The organism is Vibrio sp. Of14-4 (assembly GCF_022347625.1).
In the GTDB taxonomy this organism is placed as follows: Bacteria; Pseudomonadota; Gammaproteobacteria; order Enterobacterales; family Vibrionaceae; genus Vibrio; species Vibrio pristinus.
This window is the reverse complement of the sequence record NZ_JAKRGI010000001.1, coordinates 374912-391593: the sequence shown is the minus strand read 5'-3', so window position 1 is coordinate 391593 and position 16682 is coordinate 374912. Positions and strand designations below refer to the sequence as shown.

The window sequence follows — 16682 nt, the reverse complement described above, 5'->3', positions numbered from 1 at the left end:
CAAAAAATACATTGAATTGCACAATAAACATGATAAATTTCACACTTCGATTGTAACCACACTTTCGACTCGCTTTTGTTTAGTAATTAAACAATCGTTCCAATGAAGATGGCAGGAGAGTGGTTTTTCGCCAATTTGCATACAAATGGCCGAATAACCTACCGAAGAAGTAAATCTTTCAGGTGCTGTGCATGCAGCGTGGACTGTCATTGGAGGAACCTCTGGAGAGAACCGTTTAATCGGTCGCCGAAGGAGCAAGCTCACGACAAATTAGTGAGTGAAACTTTCAGGCAAAAGGACAGAGGAGTGCAAAGAATAACGCAGATAAAGTAAACTTTTTGTCCAAAATTTTGGCTTGAGCCATTGTCTGTGCGCTTTCACTCTTCTCCTTAGTAACATTTATCACTATGGGGAATTCATGAACAATCTTCAATCTTTACTTACCACAATTGACAACTTTGTCTGGGGCCCTCCACTATTGATACTGCTTGTCGGTACTGGTGTTTATTTCACGTTTCGTTTAGGACTACTTCAGTTTAGATACCTGCCAAAAGCATTAACCATGCTGTTTAGTAAGCACGACTCAAACAAACAAGGAGATGTATCTAGTTTCGCCGCTTTATGTACCGCTCTTTCTGCCACTATTGGTACAGGTAATATCGTTGGTGTCGCCACCGCCATTAAGCTAGGTGGTCCTGGTGCTCTATTTTGGATGTGGCTTGCGGCTCTTTTTGGTATGGCCACCAAGTATGCGGAATGTCTCCTCGCGGTTAAATACAGAAAAGTGGATGCTAATGGCCAAATGATCGGCGGGCCTATGTATTACCTTCAAGATGGCGTGGGCTCTAAACTTCTTGCAACCTTATTTGCTATTTTTGCCCTACTCGTTGCCTGCTTTGGTATCGGAACGTTTCCTCAGGTCAACGCGATTCTCGATGCAAGCGAAATATCTTTCGGTGTGCCACGTTCATTCGCCGCGATTACGCTGACACTTTTGGTCGCTTTCGTCACCTTAGGTGGCATTAAATCAATCGCTAAAGTGGCAGGTAAAGTCGTCCCTGCAATGGCAATATTTTACGTATTAGCATGTGTTGGCGTCATCATAGTTAATGCCGATCAGTTGATCCCTGCCATCCAACTTGTTCTTGTTTCCGCTTTTAGCTCTAGCGCTGCAACAGGAGGCTTTTTAGGGGCAAGCATCATGCTTGCGATTCAATCAGGCATTGCAAGAGGCGTTTTCTCCAATGAATCTGGTCTTGGTAGCGCTCCTATGGCTGCCGCAGCAGCTAAAACAGATTCTTGCGTGAAGCAAGGTCTAATTTCAATGACAGGAACCTTCTTTGACACCATCATAATATGCACCATGACTGGGCTGGCTCTAATTCTGACTGGAGCGTGGCAAAGTGACTTCTCAGGCGCAGCAATGACGACTCATGCCTTTGCTGTCGGACTTGATTCAGCAACACTCGGTCCTATGCTTGTTTCCACTGGCCTTATATTTTTTGCCTTCACAACGATTCTAGGTTGGAACTATTACGGTGAGCGCTGCGTGGTATTTTTATTAGGAACGAAAGCTGTTTTACCTTACAAAATAGTATTTGTTGCTCTAGTCGCATCCGGTGCATTTTTACACCTCGACATGATTTGGATACTTGCCGACATTGTTAACGGACTGATGGCAATCCCCAACCTGATTGGCTTACTTGCCCTGCGCAATGTCGTTGTCGAAGAGACCAAACTTTACTTTAGCCAGTTCAACCGGGCCACAACAAACAAAGCAATCGCTTAATTCATAATGTGTATACAATGCGAAGCCTAATAACTTCGCATTGTTTATTTCACTCTTTATTCGCTGATTATACTCCCCGCCCCTTCGACCAAACTTACTCCCTTGTCAAAAAATTCGTGAGTCAATTGGTCTACATTTTCAGGGAATACTGCACGCGTAGAGGCTAAATTTAAAATCACTTTAAAGCCTGCGTCTAACAATTGTTCTATCGATTTTTTTACACAAAAGTCTAACGCTAAACCGCCCACGATAACGGTTTCAACTTTGTTAGCTCGCAAATACTCAATTCCACCAGTCGACAAAACGTCCGCTTGATCATGATAAAAAGCCCCATAGGGATGAGCATCAGGGTCCATACCTTTATTTATCTGGAAATCGTAATCTCGAATCTGTGGCAAACCGGGAAGTAGTTCTGCTCCTAACGTCCCCACGATACAATGCGGATTCCATTTAATATCAACCTCCGGAAGGCCGACTGGCTCAAGCATGTTTTCTGGTTTTTCCGCTTCCCAAGCAGCACCTGATGGGTGCATATCTCTCGACACTAAACAAAAGTCAGCCTTGCTGTGGTTTTCGATTAACTCGCCCACTATCTCGAGAGCACCAGCAACAGGAAGCTCATTTGGACATAGCTGACTAAAACCTTTTTGAGGATCAACATCAATTGACGCGGTTTTACTTTTTTCTACTTTCACCGTTTGTAAAAACATGACTTACTCCTAGCACCTCTAACGCAGGCAAGTTTGAAAATACGTTACCGTATTTTCAGCCAAACTATATACCTGAGCAGGTTTTCCACCTTTTCCTCGATTGGTCGAGGCCATTTTTTTTGCACTGACAATAACACCGGTATCGATAAGGCGTCGTTTGACTGTCATTCTGTTTACTTCAACACCAAACTTTGCGTAAGCCGCTATGATGTCTGAGACTAAGAATTCTTTATCCAAAGTGAACAGAGCAACCGAGGTATACTCCACTGCTGCTCTAAGCTTTTTCCAAGCTAATTGAATTAACTCCGCATGATCAAAAGCCAGTTCCATTTGATTATCTAAGATAGTATTTAACGGAAACCACTTGAGATGTTCTTGCCCCAAGCCACAATTATCTATTTGTTCAATATTGGCTTTATTAACAAGCGCGTAATGGGCAATGGTGACACTCCAACCGTCTGGATCACGCTTGGGATTGCCGTCAACCATAGGTTCGCTAATGTAATTTGGATATGTGTGAATCTTTTGGCGACAAATGCGTTTGCGCGCTGCCTCGAAATCTTGATCAGCTTTTTGCCCGCCATTTTGAGACATATCTTGCTCAAAAACAAACCCACCGGGAATAGCCCAAAGGCCTGGCTGTGGACGCTCTGGATTGGCTCTTTTAATCAACAAGGTTTCCAGTCCATGCTCACCGAGTCTGAGGCATATCATGTCGATTGTGACAATCATTATCGATTCTCAAAGTTCTTAAACTGTCACGTACCTTACCACTGAAATGTTGCGGGTCAATAAGAAAGTAACAAATAGTGACTAACCTCATTAAATAGCATTGCTATATATATGAGTTAAATTAGAATGATTACTATGAATTAGATCAAATCTACACAATACAAGTTAGTAACATAATTTGACAAACCATGTACTGTTTGATTAAAGTCCCCTAAATCAACATAACAGACACAGTTAGGATAGGCTTGATGAGCGCTTCACTGTTTAACGATACGATTATCCAAAGTGCATTAGATCTTGACGTATATAAAATCAATATGATGTTCGCGGCTCGTAAGTACTACCCTAATACTCAAGTTCGTTATGAGCTCATCGTTCGTTCCAACGAAGATCTGTCTGACCTAAAAACTCAAGTAACTCAAGAAATCAATCAACTAGCCAACTACCAATTTAGTGATAAAGAAATTGGTTACCTTAAGAATCAAGCTACTTATCTCGATGAGGACTTTTTTCGCTATCTAGGCGAATTTAGATTCAAGCCCATGCAGCAAACGGCAGTGAATGTCGTTAATGGGCAGCTGCGCGTCTCAATAAGTGGCATTTGGCACGAAACGATTCTCTACGAAACGCTCGTGATGAGTATTATTTCAGAGGTGCGCAACAAGGCGCGTTGGGGCTGCATTCCAGAGCAACAATTTACACAAACTCTCGAAAAGAAAATGGCTTTCCTAAGAGCTGAATTAGACAAAAGGCAAATCACCAATTTTCAGTTTTCCGAGATGGGAAGCCGTCGTCGATTCAGCTCAAAAGTGCAATATGAGCTTATCCGTTACCTAAGCCAACATGCTCCAGACTTGATGTCTGGCACCAGTAATTATCACCTCGCCAAACAGTTTGGTATAAAACCAATAGGGACCGTGGCTCATGAGTGGTTTATGGCCCATCAACAGTTTGGTAATCCCGCGTTTTCTCAACAAGTTGCCTTAGACACATGGCACCAAGCGTTTAATGGCACTCTAGGAATCGCCTTAACCGATACCATAGGTATTGATGCTTTCTTAAAAGACTTCACCTATGAAAGAGCAGTAGCCTATGCGGGAGTTCGCCATGATTCTGGCAGCCCATTTGATTGGGGCGATAAAATATTAGCTCACTACCAATCGCTCGGTATCGACCCAAAATCCAAGACTCTGATATTTACCGACGGATTGAACTTCGAAAAAGCGTTGGAAATCTGCCAGTACTTTGGTGACAGAGCGAAAGTCAGCTTCGGAATCGGTACATTTCTCGCCAATGATATGGGCGATTGGTCTAATGATAGGAATAGCTATCAGCCTTTGTCTATGGTGATAAAAATGACAGAGTGCAATGGTTCTTCAGTTGCAAAAATTAGCGATGAGCCAGAAAAAGCCATGTGTGAAGACCCGATTTTCCTCACTGACTTAAAACAGCGCTTTGGCTTACCAAACACACTCGATAAAGCAAGTTAAGTCAATAAAATACCTTTTTAGCGCCTTAAGTTAGGCGCTAAATCATACTTGGTTCAGTCTTCGCTCATTAACTTGATACCTAACCCTACCAAAACAACGCCCGTCGTTGCCTCCATCCTACGCATGAAGTTCGTGTTACCGATCATGTTTTTTGCGCAACTTAACGACACAGCTAAACCACTTTGCCAAATCATTGCGATTACAAAGTGAATACTTGCCATCGTCATTGTTTGGACGATTGCCGAACCCTCAGGGTTTATGAACTGAGGTAAAAAAGCCAAGTAGAATACCGCCGTTTTGGGGTTAAGCACATTCGATAAAAAGCCTTCTCTAACCGAGCGTTTTATGCTGCTTTGGTTTTGAGTTCCTGACCAATTGATGGTATCAGAATTTCCTTTGTAGAGAGCCTTAAGTGTACTTAGCCCCAGCCAAATAAGGTAAACAGCGCCTATCATTTTGACCATACTAAATAACTGCGCTGACTGGGCTAAAATTGCCGAAATGCCCACAGCGGACAAGGTCGCATGAACAAACAGACCAAAACAGATGCCAAGACTGGCAGCTATCCCATCTTTCGCTCCTCCACGGGAGGCGTTTCGTATCACTAATGCCGTGTCTAGGCCAGGGGTTAAGGTCAAAATAGTAATGGCAATTAAAAAGGCTTCGATATTAGCGATCATCCTGACTCCTAAACAAGGACCTCTGAAGTACTTTGATATTTAACTGCCCTTTTTAACACCAAATTGCCTTGTTGGAAAACACTAATAATTATTTAGGGTTAACGAATATGATTCCATAACGTGAGATATAACAGATAATTAATCGCATTATTAACTGGGAACACTTGGTAACAGAGTTTGAGATTGATACACTTTTAGCCTTATTAATAGTCAAGGAAGAACGCTAATGAGCGCATTTGAAAAACTAAAGCAGCATTCAAAAAAGATTTCTCATTTCAATCACCTTGCGGCTATCTGCGGCTGGGACCAAGCGGCGGTTATGCCAGGCGGCGGCAATCAAGCTCGCTCTGAAGCCATGGCTGAATTATCTGTCCATATCCATAATCTGCACACACTGCCTCAGCTAGAAGAATGGTTTAACCAAGCAGAAAATGAGCCTCTTGAATCAGCAGACAAAGCAACACTACGCGAGCTAAAGCGTGAATGGCAACAAGCCAACGTGCTACCAGAGTCCCTAGTCCAAGCCAAATCTTTAGCAGGCTCTAAATGTGAACATGCATGGCGAACTCAGCGCAAAGACAATGACTGGGCTGGATTTGAAAAAAACTGGGCAGAAGTAGTTCAACTTTCTCAAGAAGAAGCCCAGATCCGAGCAGAGGCAAATGGCACAACACCTTATGACGCTATGTTGGATATCTATGAGCCAGGCACCAACTCTGACTCCCTTGATACGCTTTTCTCAGATGTAAAAAGTTGGCTACCTGGTCTTATCAACCAAGCGATCGAAAAACAGTCCAGTGATCAATACCTAATGCCTGAGGGAGAATTTTCATCAGCGAAACAAAAAGCGTTGGGTTTGGAAATCATGAAGATGCTGCAATTTGACTTCAACCACGGACGTTTGGACGAGAGTATGCACCCTTTTTGTGGTGGCATACCTTCAGATGTTCGCATTACCACTCGCTATGATGAGAATGAGTTCGCTCAGTCATTAATGGGGATTATTCATGAAACTGGCCATGCTCGCTACGAGCAAGGGTTACCCAAATCACTATCAGGTCTTCCTTCCGGCGAAGCCCGTTCTATGGGTATTCATGAATCTCAATCACTGTTTTTTGAAATGCAAATAGGTCGAAGTGACAGCTTTATCGCCCATTTAGCAAACTATGCCGCAAAACATTTTGATGGGCATAATCCTGAGCTTTTCTCACAAGAGAACTTTTACAAGCTCTATACACGCGTGAAAAAAGACTTTATTCGCGTAGACGCCGATGAACTCACCTACCCTGCTCATGTGATACTGCGCTATGAAATTGAACGTGACCTGATTAATGAAAAAATCAAGCACACAGACGTTCCTGAGTTGTGGAATGATAAAATGCAAACCTATCTTGGCCTTTCAACCGAAGGTAACTATCGCAATGGCTGTATGCAAGATATCCACTGGACAGACGGAGCATTTGGTTACTTCCCGAGTTACACCTTAGGCGCTATGTATGCAGCGCAATTTATGGCGTCAATGCAAAAGAGTATCGATGTGGATGCTGCCATTCAATCGGGAGACCTCACACCAATCTTTAACTGGCTATCTGATAACATTTGGAGCAAGGGAAGCTTGTTGACCACAGACGAGTTAGTCAAACAAGCAACAGGCGAAACCCTCAATGCGGCGCATTTCCAAAACCACTTGAGAAGTCGTTATCTCTGATTGTTTTGATTATTAATGAGAAGTCATCATGGATTTATTACTAAATAAAAAGCGTGTTGTTGTGACCGGAGGGTCTTCAGGGATAGGATTTGCGATAGTACGCGCTTTTCTGCAAGAAGGAGCAGAGGTTTGGTTTTGTGGGCGAACTGCGACAAAAATTGAAAAAGCAGTGAATGAGTTGGGGGAATTCGACCATAGTGTGCATGCTGCGGTGGTTGATGTATGTAATAGAAATGAGTTCGAAGCATGGATCGACACGATTCCAGAAATTGATGTATTTGTGCCAAATGTGAGTGCATTGAGTGATTCATGGGAGGAAGTGGTCAGGGTCGATATTACCAGCACTCAATCTAATATAGAGACCGTTATCCATAAATTGACTTGCTCATCGACTCCTGTAATTACATATATTGGCTCAAAGGCAGGTGGATTGAGCCAAAAAAATGCCCAAGCCTACGGTGCTGGTAAAGCCGCGATGGCACACTATATGAAATCATTAGCCTTGACTCACGCACCAGAGATTCGAGTAAATACCGTTTCTCCCGGTGATACCTATGTTGAAAATGGATTATGGGGAAATGTAAAACAAGAAAAACCAGATGAGTTTTTAAAAGTATTGGCGAGAAACCCGATGAATCGTTTGGCGACTCCTGAAGAAGTCGCCAATGTGGTGGTTTTTATCTCTAGTGCGAGAGCTAGCTATGTTTCTGGTGCAAATTGGTATGTAGACGGTGCATCAGTGAATCAGGTTCAATACTGATATAGATACCCGTCTACATCCATCAAGTAGCTTGCAGGCGGTAAAGGTAAACTAGTCGCTAATCGCATCATAAATATAGTGTTGATTGTTATACAACACGCGTTCAACTTGGTCGTCTAAAAACGAGAAAGTCATTGGCCGGCTTGCAGCATCGAGTCGGCCGTCATTTTCAATGGTGTTATCCCTAATGATATGAGCTGATGCGGTATTTATCGCATACAGTGTTATGCCATAGATTACGGGGTGAACGATTAAATTATCTTGGTACAAATGAGGTAAACCACCGCTAATTTGCGAATTTTGTTGCGCCGCATTACGCGCAAAAATGCCATTTTCACCTGGCGAAACTATCTTGTTATTAATCACTTGCAGATTATCACCGTCGAGCATCATGCCGTTACCACCACTACGATAGATAAGGTTATCCCTCACCAATACATTATCGCCACCTACTTGAATTCCGGTATTCTGCCGTTTGCTATGAGGTAATGTTAAGCGACAAAGAAACGAAACTTTCATCACTTTCCGTGACCTGATAACCAAGAGATTGGTAGAAGCTTATGGCTCGCTGGTTTATAACAAAGCTCGATAAGGTTACATACGTTCTGCCTTGCTTATGCGCCATTTCGTGAACCCTATTCATAACTCTTTCACCTATTTTCTGATTTTGGAATTCAGGAAAAACAATGAGTAAATGTACATGAAGTGCATTGTCGTAAGGCTTGAAACATAATATGCCAACTCGCATGTCATTGAGATAAACCCAATGAAACCAATGCGGCTCGTAATCATTTTTTAAGCGATTGGACTGAAATTCATCGCACCAACCAAAGACTGAATCAACATGAGTGAACAACCCCTGTTTCACAACTGAAAATAGGCTATCAAACTCATCGCTTATTATTTGTTTTAGCTGAATATCCATATACCTAATAATGCCTAATTAAGGTGTGATTAATATTGTATTATAAGCCAGTAACCTCAGCCAACTCACTCTATTAATTATCACAACACAACCATCAAATCTGGCATGACCAGTTAATGATATAAAAAATACCGGCAAAAATAATAGTCTGGTTTCATTGTTCGAAAATTATTCAGGTCATATCGATGGAATCAGTTATAGAAAGGTCTCAAACACATTTTTCTGATACTTCAGATAGTATTGAAACCCACCAAGAGTCAAAGAAAACACGTATGCTGACTATAGGTGATGTGAATAACATCATGAACCAAAGGTTATCTTCTCATAAACTGACTATCATTAACGGCTTTTGGATACCTTTGAGTATTCTGAGCTATAAACTTGAAACGATAAGAGATGCGCAAGATCCCAAAATACCTGTAATGATTCCAATGGGTCTTAAAGAAAGAGGGCATTTTAGAACATGCGACCACATCGTCCTTGGCCTTATCCAAAAAAGGCGTATGTATATTTTAGATTCAAAATTAAACCCTTTACGTAACTTCGATTACAGTTCGAACATCACCGCCTTGAGTACTGGATTTCAAGATCTCTCGGATAGAACCAACTGCGGCAGATATGTGGTTAATGCGGCCATAAAACTTGGCCAATCGCTTCACCATAACCCAAACGCCGATCTAACTCAGCTAATAAAAACCATGAAGCGGCCAGATCTAACAAAGATTCAGCACGAATATGCTAAATACATGTGGTGAACGGCTATAAAATCGAATTCTGAATCAATCTATAAGCAATTTTATCTCTTAGTTACGTAGAGGATTCTTCATTCAACAACTTAGTGTAAGTAGGAAATAACTATGAATTTAATTTCGCTTAATTCTATCGAAGGCATCAAAGAACATAGCCATGAGTTAAAAAGCAATTCAACAACAACAATCCAACTCAACGGACACTCATATACTGCAACCACCTTGGAAAATGGAGAAATAGGAGTAAGTCGCGACTATTCTGGGCTATTGAGCAATTTTTTTAGGCCTTTGACCGCAATCTATGATTTTTTTGCACGGGGTTTAACCACTGAAACTCGGGCAAACACTCTAGAAAATTTTATTAGGCAAGCTGGATTAAACCAGAATAACTTGGGAAATCAATCCCCAATTAGCAGACAAAATTCGGTAGATGATTTTGAAAAGCTCGATAAATTCGATGATAGTGATCAATTGTTGATGGATCAACAAAGCAAAGTTCGTAAAGAAATAAATAAAACAGGAAGGCTCGAACCAAGTAATATTTCTCAAGCAATCAAAGGTGAACTGGGAGAGGCGTTTTGTCAAGGATGTAATATTGGCATCATAAACGGCCAAGAATCGACTCTCGCTAATCTCGATAGCACCATTAATCGGATTAAAGATGCTAATTCACACCATGACACACTACTCATACCCATTGGATTGACAGAAAGACCGCTTAGACCAACCGGGCATGCTGTATTGGGAGTGGTCCAAGGTGAAAAGACATACATCATTGACCCAAAGCGAAACTGGCGCGAATCGAGTGATTACGAAGGCACTACAATCACTCCACTTTGTACCAACTTTCAAAGTTTAACAGATGGAACAAACTGCGGACGTTATACCATTTATGCCGCTATTCAACTGGCTAAGAAACTTGAGCTTAAACCTGATACGGATATATCAGAGTTCGTAAAAGAAATGCAGAAGACACCACCGAACCTTAGCAAGATACAAGACGAATACAAAGATTACATGTTGTAAAGGTACCTTTGGAGGCCTTTAAATTCCCTGGCGAGTAGTGCTAATAGTTTAAGCGCTACTCGATCAGGTAGAGATAGGCTTGTCTATAACCTCAACTTGAATAGCTGTGAATAATTGTCAGGCAGTGCGCCATTTTTAATATCAAGTCTTCATGATTAAATAACCATAATAGAAGGGTAAAATAATGAATGTAGTAGTAGATACTTTTGAAGAGTTAGGTATTGATGCCAAATTCGATGCTTCGGGAAAGTTTAGCTGTATACTACAAAGTCAAGATAGTGATCCTCTTCTTCTTGTTACTTGTGTAAATCATGATAATCGAGAACTCAAACTATCGGTTACCACCCACAATAAAGTGCCAAATACCATACACTCTGATTTTTTCTCTGATTTTGCTTCAAAAGCCATAGAACCATTTCGCGATGGTATCGGAATAGGAGTCCTAGAAGGCACAAAAAACATAACTGTTTACAAGACCATTAAAACAACGGACATCCGAAAAGAATTCATTATTATGACGCTAGAATCTCTAGTAAAAGAAGCTGAAGACTGGAATAGAAAGTTAGCCGATTATTCTAATATCGAGAATACTGATAACTCATTGCTAAGTCCCCAAATACGACCGTTCTCTAGATTCTGAGCTAGTTCATTGAAACCAAACACCACTAAACTGTTAAATTTATCAATAGAAACCTAGACTATTGATAAACACATAAATCGAATCAGCATAATTAATGCTGCTGTACTTTGTGCTGGAGGCTGATATGAAAATGAATCTACTGAAGCGGTTCATTAAAGATAAAATGTTTGGAAAAACATCTCAATCGGCAAGAGGTGTTCAGATTGCTGAAATGGCCGATGCTCGTATGGGCGCCATGTACATGCTTGCGAGTACCGAAATTGCCAAAATAGCTACCATATCCAACGCACACTTTTTCGGTGCATTTGTCGTAGGCACTGAACCCTTGTCAGATTTTAAAAATGCCGCAGATAGTCTGCTAAGTAACACTGAAGCAATGGCGAAGCTAAAGAATTCGAAAGCAGCGAAAAAACTATCTAAAGCTGTCAAAAAAGCATCTGAAGTCACTTCCTCGGTGAAAAATAGCATTAAGGATCTGTTTGCAGACTTTTTTCGTACATTGCTCGATAAGATAAAGCACATTTATGGCGACTTGCTTCATGGGATAGAATGGTTGTCTGAAGTAGGTACTTGGCTTATTAGTAAATTCGCTGGTAATTTAGCGAGTGTGGTTCCTGGATGGGGACACGTGCGAGGTGCATCCGCTCTCTATTCTGATGTAAAAAAATCGGTATTGAAATCAAAAGACCTTATCACCCAGATATATCAAGGGAGAGGCGTTGAATTGTTGGGTGGTCATCCCAGTATCATATCTAAAAGTCTCGCCCGCCATTCAGCAGCTGGAGCACTTGGTGGCATAAAAGACTTTACGCTAACTGTAGCTGGAATTGCAGGTGCCACGGCTGTGGGTGTCGGTTCCTTGGTCAGTCTTATCATCAGCGTACTAGAACGCATTATTAAGTTGGTCGACTTTTTTGTTCAGCGGTCATTGTTACAAAACACATTAGAGCGAGCGAGAAAAGAGTGGCTTAACCGGACCTCTAATGCCAGCATGCTCAAGGACCACAAAATGTTTTCAGAGTGGTTTCAAAGTGCGGTAGTAACGACTCCAATCGTAGCTGCTCTTGTGATGGGAAGCGGGTTTGTCGGTCATCCCTACCGATTTGCTCAACTTTTGACACCAAAACTTGAAGCCGTATCACAAGGCGAATTTGATAAAGCAGTGGTTTACATCAACAAACTCAAGTCACTGTCAACAAAATACGTACAAGAATATATTGGCAGTTACAAAATCGATTTTTCCAGTACAGATGGCGTAATAAACGCACGATTAAACGAACTTAAACAAGGCAAAGTTTTACTCGACGGACGAGAGTTTGCCGTGCAAAGCACGCCAAAATATCAAACAACCACTGTCTAATAAAAAGCCAAGGCGAATGCCTTGGCTATATATCTTAAACCTTCACCTAGCTGAAGCACCCGGGTTTAGACAGAGTTTCACCTGCCCCCTTTTCTGAACGCTCATTGGTTGCGACAAGGTTACGCTTTGACTGAATAACAAGGTAATCCCATTCTTCATCCTCTACAAAAATGCCATCTCGCCACGCTAGTTCTTTGGTTGCAAGTAACTGATGAGAATGTACATGGCGAGAGCCCTCCATCTCATCTTTAGGTAACTCAAAATCGCTGCTTGAAATTTCAATGTCAACAATATCACCCATAGATCGATGATGTTCGGCGACATCTTGATAAGTAATCTCCGGCGCTGTCTGCCCCGTGTTTAACACATAGAAAATTTGCCTAGCACTGTCCTTATCGAACCAACTTGCTCTGGACGCTTTTCCTTTTATCGCCAATTGTAATAGCTCACCATGAATGAACCAAGGATGGTTACATCGTGCAATACGGATAAAAATAGACTCAGCTTGAGTTAGGCAATCCATCGCGACATCAATCACAATCGGAAAATGACAAGCAAGACTACCGTAGCCCAAGTCAAAGCTTAGCTTATTGTCATTGACATCACGGTATTGCATGGCATTATCTGGCCCCCAGCCATAACACCGACTCGCTTGGTTAAATTGGCGCACACCATCAAGACCAAGCATCTGAAGATCCACTACCATAGCGGCTATGATATCCGCTTCACCACATAAGCGCTGCTCCCCTCGAAAGGCTTTCTCAACCGCTGAAAACAACTCGTTGTAGGATACCATCATACTACCGCCCCCTCTTGTGACTCACAGTTTGGTAGTAGCGGAAATAGCCAGTCATCATTTAGCGGCTTCGCCTTAAGATCAATAAATAGCGGCGCTCCTTGGAAAAAGGTAACTCGAACCCAACGATCAGAGCGTGGATCAAACTTAGTAGCTCCGAGCATAGCTAATTTGCAACGTAGCAAGTCAATCGGTAAGGCATCGTTTCTCAATATGTTGACTTGAATATCTCCCATGGCTCGATGAGCCATTGTCCATACTCTGCGAGCAATGGTTCGAAAATGAGGAAAATGCAGCAAAAATTGAGCAATGCTAGATTGAGAATCATAGCCGCACACTTGGTGATAAAGGCGATTTACTTGGCGACCAATATCAAGAGGTAACTCTTTATCTTCACCTTCTTCAAGACCACGAACTCCCAATCTAGGTTCCTCTTTATCTTGCGAGCGATACCAAAACCAATGGGTGTTTTCAGCTTGAGAGTAATCGTCATCGATCGCCCAACGATACTTTTCCTCAATAAGTTTCTTTAACTCGCCCACCGAATAAGTAGCATCTATGGTTAGCGCCTCTTGCGCATTCATCAGCTCCTCAAACTCATCGACAGCTTCGGGATAGAGTTCCATCAAGCAAGAAAGTGCCACTTCCTGAGTTTGTGGCGAATAGTCAGCAAAATACTCAAATGCATCCGACCAAGTTTTATTATGGCGGCTGCTATCCCCCGAGTCTTCAATCATGGCTTTCAGTTCTACTATCGTTTGGTAATTCGCTGATTCTTGAGTCGTGTTGATAGTGCGTATTTGCTTAAAGTGTTGGCTCGCTCTCTCTATTAATTGATAAAACCGACCTCGTACATTCTTATCTGGAGACCTAGATAGAGTTCTAGATAGCGCCCTTTCCCTTGAGGTCATCCACTGATCGACAACACATGGGTGATTGATAAGATATGGCGCCATTCCTAAACCCGTCGCATTACCAATACCGAGATACCGCGCTAGTTCTTTATTCAGCGTGACAGCCTCACTACCTCCAATCTGCTTAGCCAAAAAGTTAATCCAGTCTAAACTAAACTCTCGAAGAAGATAGACGGCGCACATTTGTGCACTAAATGAATATCGAAAGTCTGAGTTGTTCTCAAGTGTTTTAAAATCAGCGATCCCGAACTTTCCATTGCCATATACTGCCGTTGTCCGCAGTACATAACCTGTTTCTGTAAGCAGCCCGACAGTAGGTTGGCTGCCATGTGCAAGACTTGTAACTAGCTTGTCGAAAACACGGACACTTTTGTTTGCACGCCCTAAAACTAGGACGCAATTTTTATAACGCCCAGCTTCTTGCACGGGTACATTATCACGCAAAGATGCCAACAGTTGGCCGTCAATATCGCCAATGACAAGAGCAAAAGTGACGTCCCATTTTTCAGCAATAACACGATCATTTCTTTCTTGGTCAGAGATTTCTTGGCAAAACACAACCAAGTGATACGTATTTCCTTTTGTTGTTAAACGATAAATCACGTGCCCATAGCCAAGTTCATTCAAGCACCACCTCTGGCAGGTCAACTCCCATTTTTCTCGAGACATTCTCCGGATTAGACTGCGTGCAAAACTGATTCTATTTTGATGCATGACACCTAGCCTTTTAGCATCCATTACAATATTTCTATCACGCAGTGACATTGATGTATCAGTAGTTTTTTGCGCATCCATTTTACTCACTACCTTTTGTTGTTATTGGTTTAATATAGGGATTGGAAATTTTGGTCAGCTTATAAGCCCTGCTCTTTAGCCATTTTTAGTGCAATCTGCGGAGCGTTCCATAGAGACGGAAGCAAGATGAAAGATACAGGTACTGCGGTAATAACAATAAAAGATTGTAAAGCCGAAATACCTCCTGCTCCCATTGAGATAAGAATCAGGGCCGTCACTCCCATCATGGCGCCCCAGAACATTCTTACCAAGGCATTAGGCTCAGTATCACCACTTATCACTACACTAATGGTGTAGGTCATTGAATCTCCGGTGGTAACAATAAAAATAGTGGTAAGAATTAGGAATAATACAGAGGTCAACATTGGGTATGGCAGTTGCTGAGTGATGGCGAGTAACGCACCCGGTAAGTTAAAGCCCTCAAAAGCATGACTAATGCTGCCTTGCTCGGCAAGTTCAAACGCCAGCCCAGAGCCACCGACTATGGTAAACCAAAAACAGGTCGCTAATGGCGCAATAACACTGATAGTCGTGATCACCTTACGGATACTGCGACCTCTGGAAATTCTGGCGATAAAAATAGCCATCATTGGCCCATAGCCAAGAAACCAGCCCCAAAAAAATACTGTCCACCAGCTTAACCATCCCTCATCACCACGATAAGTCGCCATAGGAATAAAGTTATCCAGCATGGTCCCTACACCTTGAATATAGCCATTAAAAATAAAACTCGTTGGGCCAAATATCAGAATGTAGAGCATGAGTGCAATTGCCAAGATGACATTGTAGCGGCTCAGCATTTGCATTCCACGGTGCAATCCACTTAAAGCAGATAGGGTGTATAAAGTAATCGCAAATAAGACGATAATCAGTTGGGTAGTAAAACCATCTGGTACATTAAACAAGGCATTTAACGCATAGCTAACCTGTAAGCCGAGAAATCCTATTGGGCCTATAGTTCCGGCGGCGACAGCAAGAATACAGCAAGCATCAATTAGCGCTCCCATATGACCATCAAGTACCCGTTTACCCAAAATAGGATATAGGAGTATACGCGGCTTAAGAGGGAGACCTTTGTCGTAATGAAGGTGCATCACCACAATAGACGTTAGACTTCCAACAATTGACCATGCAAGAAACCCCCAGTGCATAAAAGATTGCGACAGAGCATTAATCGCGGTCTGTTGAGGACCAGTACCTGCGCTGTAAATAGGTGGTGGATTAACGAAATGTGCGATTGGTTCTGCTGCGGCCCAAAAAACACCGCCTCCGGCAAGCAAAGTACAGAAGATGATTGCAGTCCAACGAAATGCATCCATATCAGGCTGATTGGTTCCCCCTAAAATGACTCGGCCAGTTCTTCCGCTGGCAAGCCCAATAGCGATCAGAAAAGTTAACAGTAATAGTATTTGCCAATACGGCCCAAACACTTTTACCGACCAAGAAAAACCCGTACTTACAATTGAAGTAAGCAATTGATCATCATAAAGTGCTAAACCAACAAATAAGGCAATTAATCCACCGCTATACCAAAATGCTGGATTGGTTAAACCAAGCCTATCGGCAGAGTGAGCATTATCCTCGATACGGTAGGTATCCGACGACGTT

Annotated in this window: 15 protein-coding genes, 1 pseudogene and 1 riboswitch; of the genes and pseudogenes, 8 read left to right on the top strand and 8 right to left on the bottom strand. The window is 42.2% G+C overall.

The features are described 5' to 3' along the window. Nucleotides 1-211: 211 nt before the first annotated feature. Nucleotides 212-312: riboswitch (glycine riboswitch) on the top strand. A 106-nt stretch (nucleotides 313-418) separates the two neighbouring features. Then, a complete protein-coding gene (locus MHN79_RS01740) occupies nucleotides 419-1789 on the top strand; it encodes a sodium:alanine symporter family protein (RefSeq protein ID WP_239171424.1) in 1371 nt (456 codons plus the stop codon). A gap of 56 nt (nucleotides 1790-1845) precedes the next feature. Here the strand turns inward: MHN79_RS01740 and MHN79_RS01735 are convergent, their stop codons facing one another. Together MHN79_RS01735 and MHN79_RS01730 are read right to left on the bottom strand one after the other, a co-directional pair. After that, nucleotides 1846-2499 (bottom strand): isochorismatase family protein, encoded by a 654-nt coding sequence (locus MHN79_RS01735; protein ID WP_239171423.1) that lies wholly within the window; start codon nucleotides 2497-2499, stop codon nucleotides 1846-1848. An 18-nt stretch (nucleotides 2500-2517) separates the two neighbouring features. Further along, the gene (locus tag MHN79_RS01730; protein ID WP_239171422.1) at nucleotides 2518-3231 is read right to left on the bottom strand and encodes an NUDIX domain-containing protein; all 714 of its coding nucleotides are present in this window, start codon (nucleotides 3229-3231) and stop codon (nucleotides 2518-2520) included. A 248-nt stretch (nucleotides 3232-3479) separates the two neighbouring features. Here MHN79_RS01730 and pncB point away from each other — a divergent pair, with 248 nt between their 5' ends. After that, the gene (pncB, locus tag MHN79_RS01725; RefSeq protein ID WP_239171421.1) at nucleotides 3480-4721 is read left to right on the top strand and encodes a nicotinate phosphoribosyltransferase; all 1242 of its coding nucleotides are present in this window, start codon (nucleotides 3480-3482) and stop codon (nucleotides 4719-4721) included. 53 nt (nucleotides 4722-4774) lie between these two features. Here the strand turns inward: pncB and MHN79_RS01720 are convergent, their stop codons facing one another. Beyond that, a complete protein-coding gene (locus tag MHN79_RS01720) occupies nucleotides 4775-5401 on the bottom strand; it encodes a LysE family translocator (protein WP_239171420.1) in 627 nt (208 codons plus the stop codon). A 226-nt stretch (nucleotides 5402-5627) separates the two neighbouring features. Here MHN79_RS01720 and MHN79_RS01715 point away from each other — a divergent pair, with 226 nt between their 5' ends. Then, the gene (locus MHN79_RS01715; RefSeq protein ID WP_239171419.1) at nucleotides 5628-7109 is read left to right on the top strand and encodes a carboxypeptidase M32; all 1482 of its coding nucleotides are present in this window, start codon (nucleotides 5628-5630) and stop codon (nucleotides 7107-7109) included. Nucleotides 7110-7137: 28 nt separating this feature from the next. Continuing rightward, nucleotides 7138-7869 (top strand): SDR family oxidoreductase, encoded by a 732-nt coding sequence (locus tag MHN79_RS01710; protein WP_239171418.1) that lies wholly within the window; start codon nucleotides 7138-7140, stop codon nucleotides 7867-7869. Nucleotides 7870-7920: 51 nt separating this feature from the next. Here the strand turns inward: MHN79_RS01710 and MHN79_RS01705 are convergent, their stop codons facing one another. Beyond that, nucleotides 7921-8388, bottom strand: coding sequence for a hypothetical protein (locus MHN79_RS01705; RefSeq protein WP_239171417.1), 468 nt, complete (start codon nucleotides 8386-8388; stop codon nucleotides 7921-7923). Continuing rightward, a complete protein-coding gene (locus MHN79_RS01700; RefSeq protein WP_239171416.1) occupies nucleotides 8348-8794 on the bottom strand; it encodes a GNAT family N-acetyltransferase in 447 nt (148 codons plus the stop codon). Before MHN79_RS01700 ends, MHN79_RS01705 begins: the two co-directional genes overlap by 41 nt. Before the next feature lie 185 nt (nucleotides 8795-8979). Here MHN79_RS01700 and MHN79_RS01695 point away from each other — a divergent pair, with 185 nt between their 5' ends. From MHN79_RS01695 to MHN79_RS01680, 4 genes are all read left to right on the top strand, one after another. Beyond that, nucleotides 8980-9549 (top strand): hypothetical protein, encoded by a 570-nt coding sequence (locus MHN79_RS01695; RefSeq protein ID WP_239171415.1) that lies wholly within the window; start codon nucleotides 8980-8982, stop codon nucleotides 9547-9549. Between the two features lie 102 nt (nucleotides 9550-9651). Continuing rightward, nucleotides 9652-10569 carry a hypothetical protein gene (locus tag MHN79_RS01690; RefSeq protein ID WP_239171414.1) on the top strand — a complete coding sequence of 306 codons (918 nt, stop codon included), beginning with the start codon at nucleotides 9652-9654 and terminating at the stop codon, nucleotides 10567-10569. Between the two features lie 184 nt (nucleotides 10570-10753). Further along, nucleotides 10754-11209: a hypothetical protein gene (locus tag MHN79_RS01685; protein WP_239171413.1), complete on the top strand. Its 456-nt coding sequence runs from the start codon at nucleotides 10754-10756 to the stop codon at nucleotides 11207-11209. 124 nt (nucleotides 11210-11333) lie between these two features. Continuing rightward, nucleotides 11334-12569, top strand: coding sequence for a hypothetical protein (locus tag MHN79_RS01680; RefSeq protein WP_239171412.1), 1236 nt, complete (start codon nucleotides 11334-11336; stop codon nucleotides 12567-12569). Nucleotides 12570-12615: 46 nt separating this feature from the next. On the opposite strand, the gene MHN79_RS01675 is transcribed toward MHN79_RS01680, so the two are convergent. The 3 genes and pseudogenes from MHN79_RS01675 to MHN79_RS01665 form a co-directional block, all read right to left on the bottom strand. Next, nucleotides 12616-13368: a DUF3726 domain-containing protein gene (locus MHN79_RS01675; protein WP_239171411.1), complete on the bottom strand. Its 753-nt coding sequence runs from the start codon at nucleotides 13366-13368 to the stop codon at nucleotides 12616-12618. Continuing rightward, a complete protein-coding gene (locus MHN79_RS01670) occupies nucleotides 13365-15074 on the bottom strand; it encodes a hypothetical protein (RefSeq protein ID WP_239171410.1) in 1710 nt (569 codons plus the stop codon). The genes MHN79_RS01675 and MHN79_RS01670 overlap by 4 nt, the downstream gene beginning before the upstream one ends. A 59-nt stretch (nucleotides 15075-15133) precedes the next feature. Continuing rightward, nucleotides 15134-16642 (bottom strand): annotated as a pseudogene (locus MHN79_RS01665) (BCCT family transporter); the annotation flags it as partial. Nucleotides 16643-16682 lie beyond the last annotated feature (40 nt).

What these genes read in the sequence shown, in the direction of transcription:
- MHN79_RS01690 (WP_239171414.1), top strand. Translation starts at nt 9,652, where the DNA reads ATGAATTTAATTTCGCTTAATTCTATCGAAGGCATCAAAGAACATAGC.
- MHN79_RS01680 (WP_239171412.1), top strand. Translation starts at nt 11,334, where the DNA reads ATGAAAATGAATCTACTGAAGCGGTTCATTAAAGATAAAATGTTTGGA.
- pncB (WP_239171421.1), top strand. Translation starts at nt 3,480, where the DNA reads ATGAGCGCTTCACTGTTTAACGATACGATTATCCAAAGTGCATTAGAT.
- MHN79_RS01740 (WP_239171424.1), top strand. Translation starts at nt 419, where the DNA reads ATGAACAATCTTCAATCTTTACTTACCACAATTGACAACTTTGTCTGG.
- MHN79_RS01735 (WP_239171423.1), bottom strand. Translation starts at nt 2,499, where the DNA reads ATGTTTTTACAAACGGTGAAAGTAGAAAAAAGTAAAACCGCGTCAATT.
- MHN79_RS01710 (WP_239171418.1), top strand. Translation starts at nt 7,138, where the DNA reads ATGGATTTATTACTAAATAAAAAGCGTGTTGTTGTGACCGGAGGGTCT.
- MHN79_RS01700 (WP_239171416.1), bottom strand. Translation starts at nt 8,794, where the DNA reads ATGGATATTCAGCTAAAACAAATAATAAGCGATGAGTTTGATAGCCTA.
- MHN79_RS01705 (WP_239171417.1), bottom strand. Translation starts at nt 8,388, where the DNA reads ATGAAAGTTTCGTTTCTTTGTCGCTTAACATTACCTCATAGCAAACGG.
- MHN79_RS01670 (WP_239171410.1), bottom strand. Translation starts at nt 15,074, where the DNA reads ATGGATGCGCAAAAAACTACTGATACATCAATGTCACTGCGTGATAGA.
- MHN79_RS01695 (WP_239171415.1), top strand. Translation starts at nt 8,980, where the DNA reads ATGGAATCAGTTATAGAAAGGTCTCAAACACATTTTTCTGATACTTCA.
- MHN79_RS01675 (WP_239171411.1), bottom strand. Translation starts at nt 13,368, where the DNA reads ATGATGGTATCCTACAACGAGTTGTTTTCAGCGGTTGAGAAAGCCTTT.
- MHN79_RS01685 (WP_239171413.1), top strand. Translation starts at nt 10,754, where the DNA reads ATGAATGTAGTAGTAGATACTTTTGAAGAGTTAGGTATTGATGCCAAA.
- MHN79_RS01715 (WP_239171419.1), top strand. Translation starts at nt 5,628, where the DNA reads ATGAGCGCATTTGAAAAACTAAAGCAGCATTCAAAAAAGATTTCTCAT.
- MHN79_RS01730 (WP_239171422.1), bottom strand. Translation starts at nt 3,231, where the DNA reads ATGATTGTCACAATCGACATGATATGCCTCAGACTCGGTGAGCATGGA.
- MHN79_RS01720 (WP_239171420.1), bottom strand. Translation starts at nt 5,401, where the DNA reads ATGATCGCTAATATCGAAGCCTTTTTAATTGCCATTACTATTTTGACC.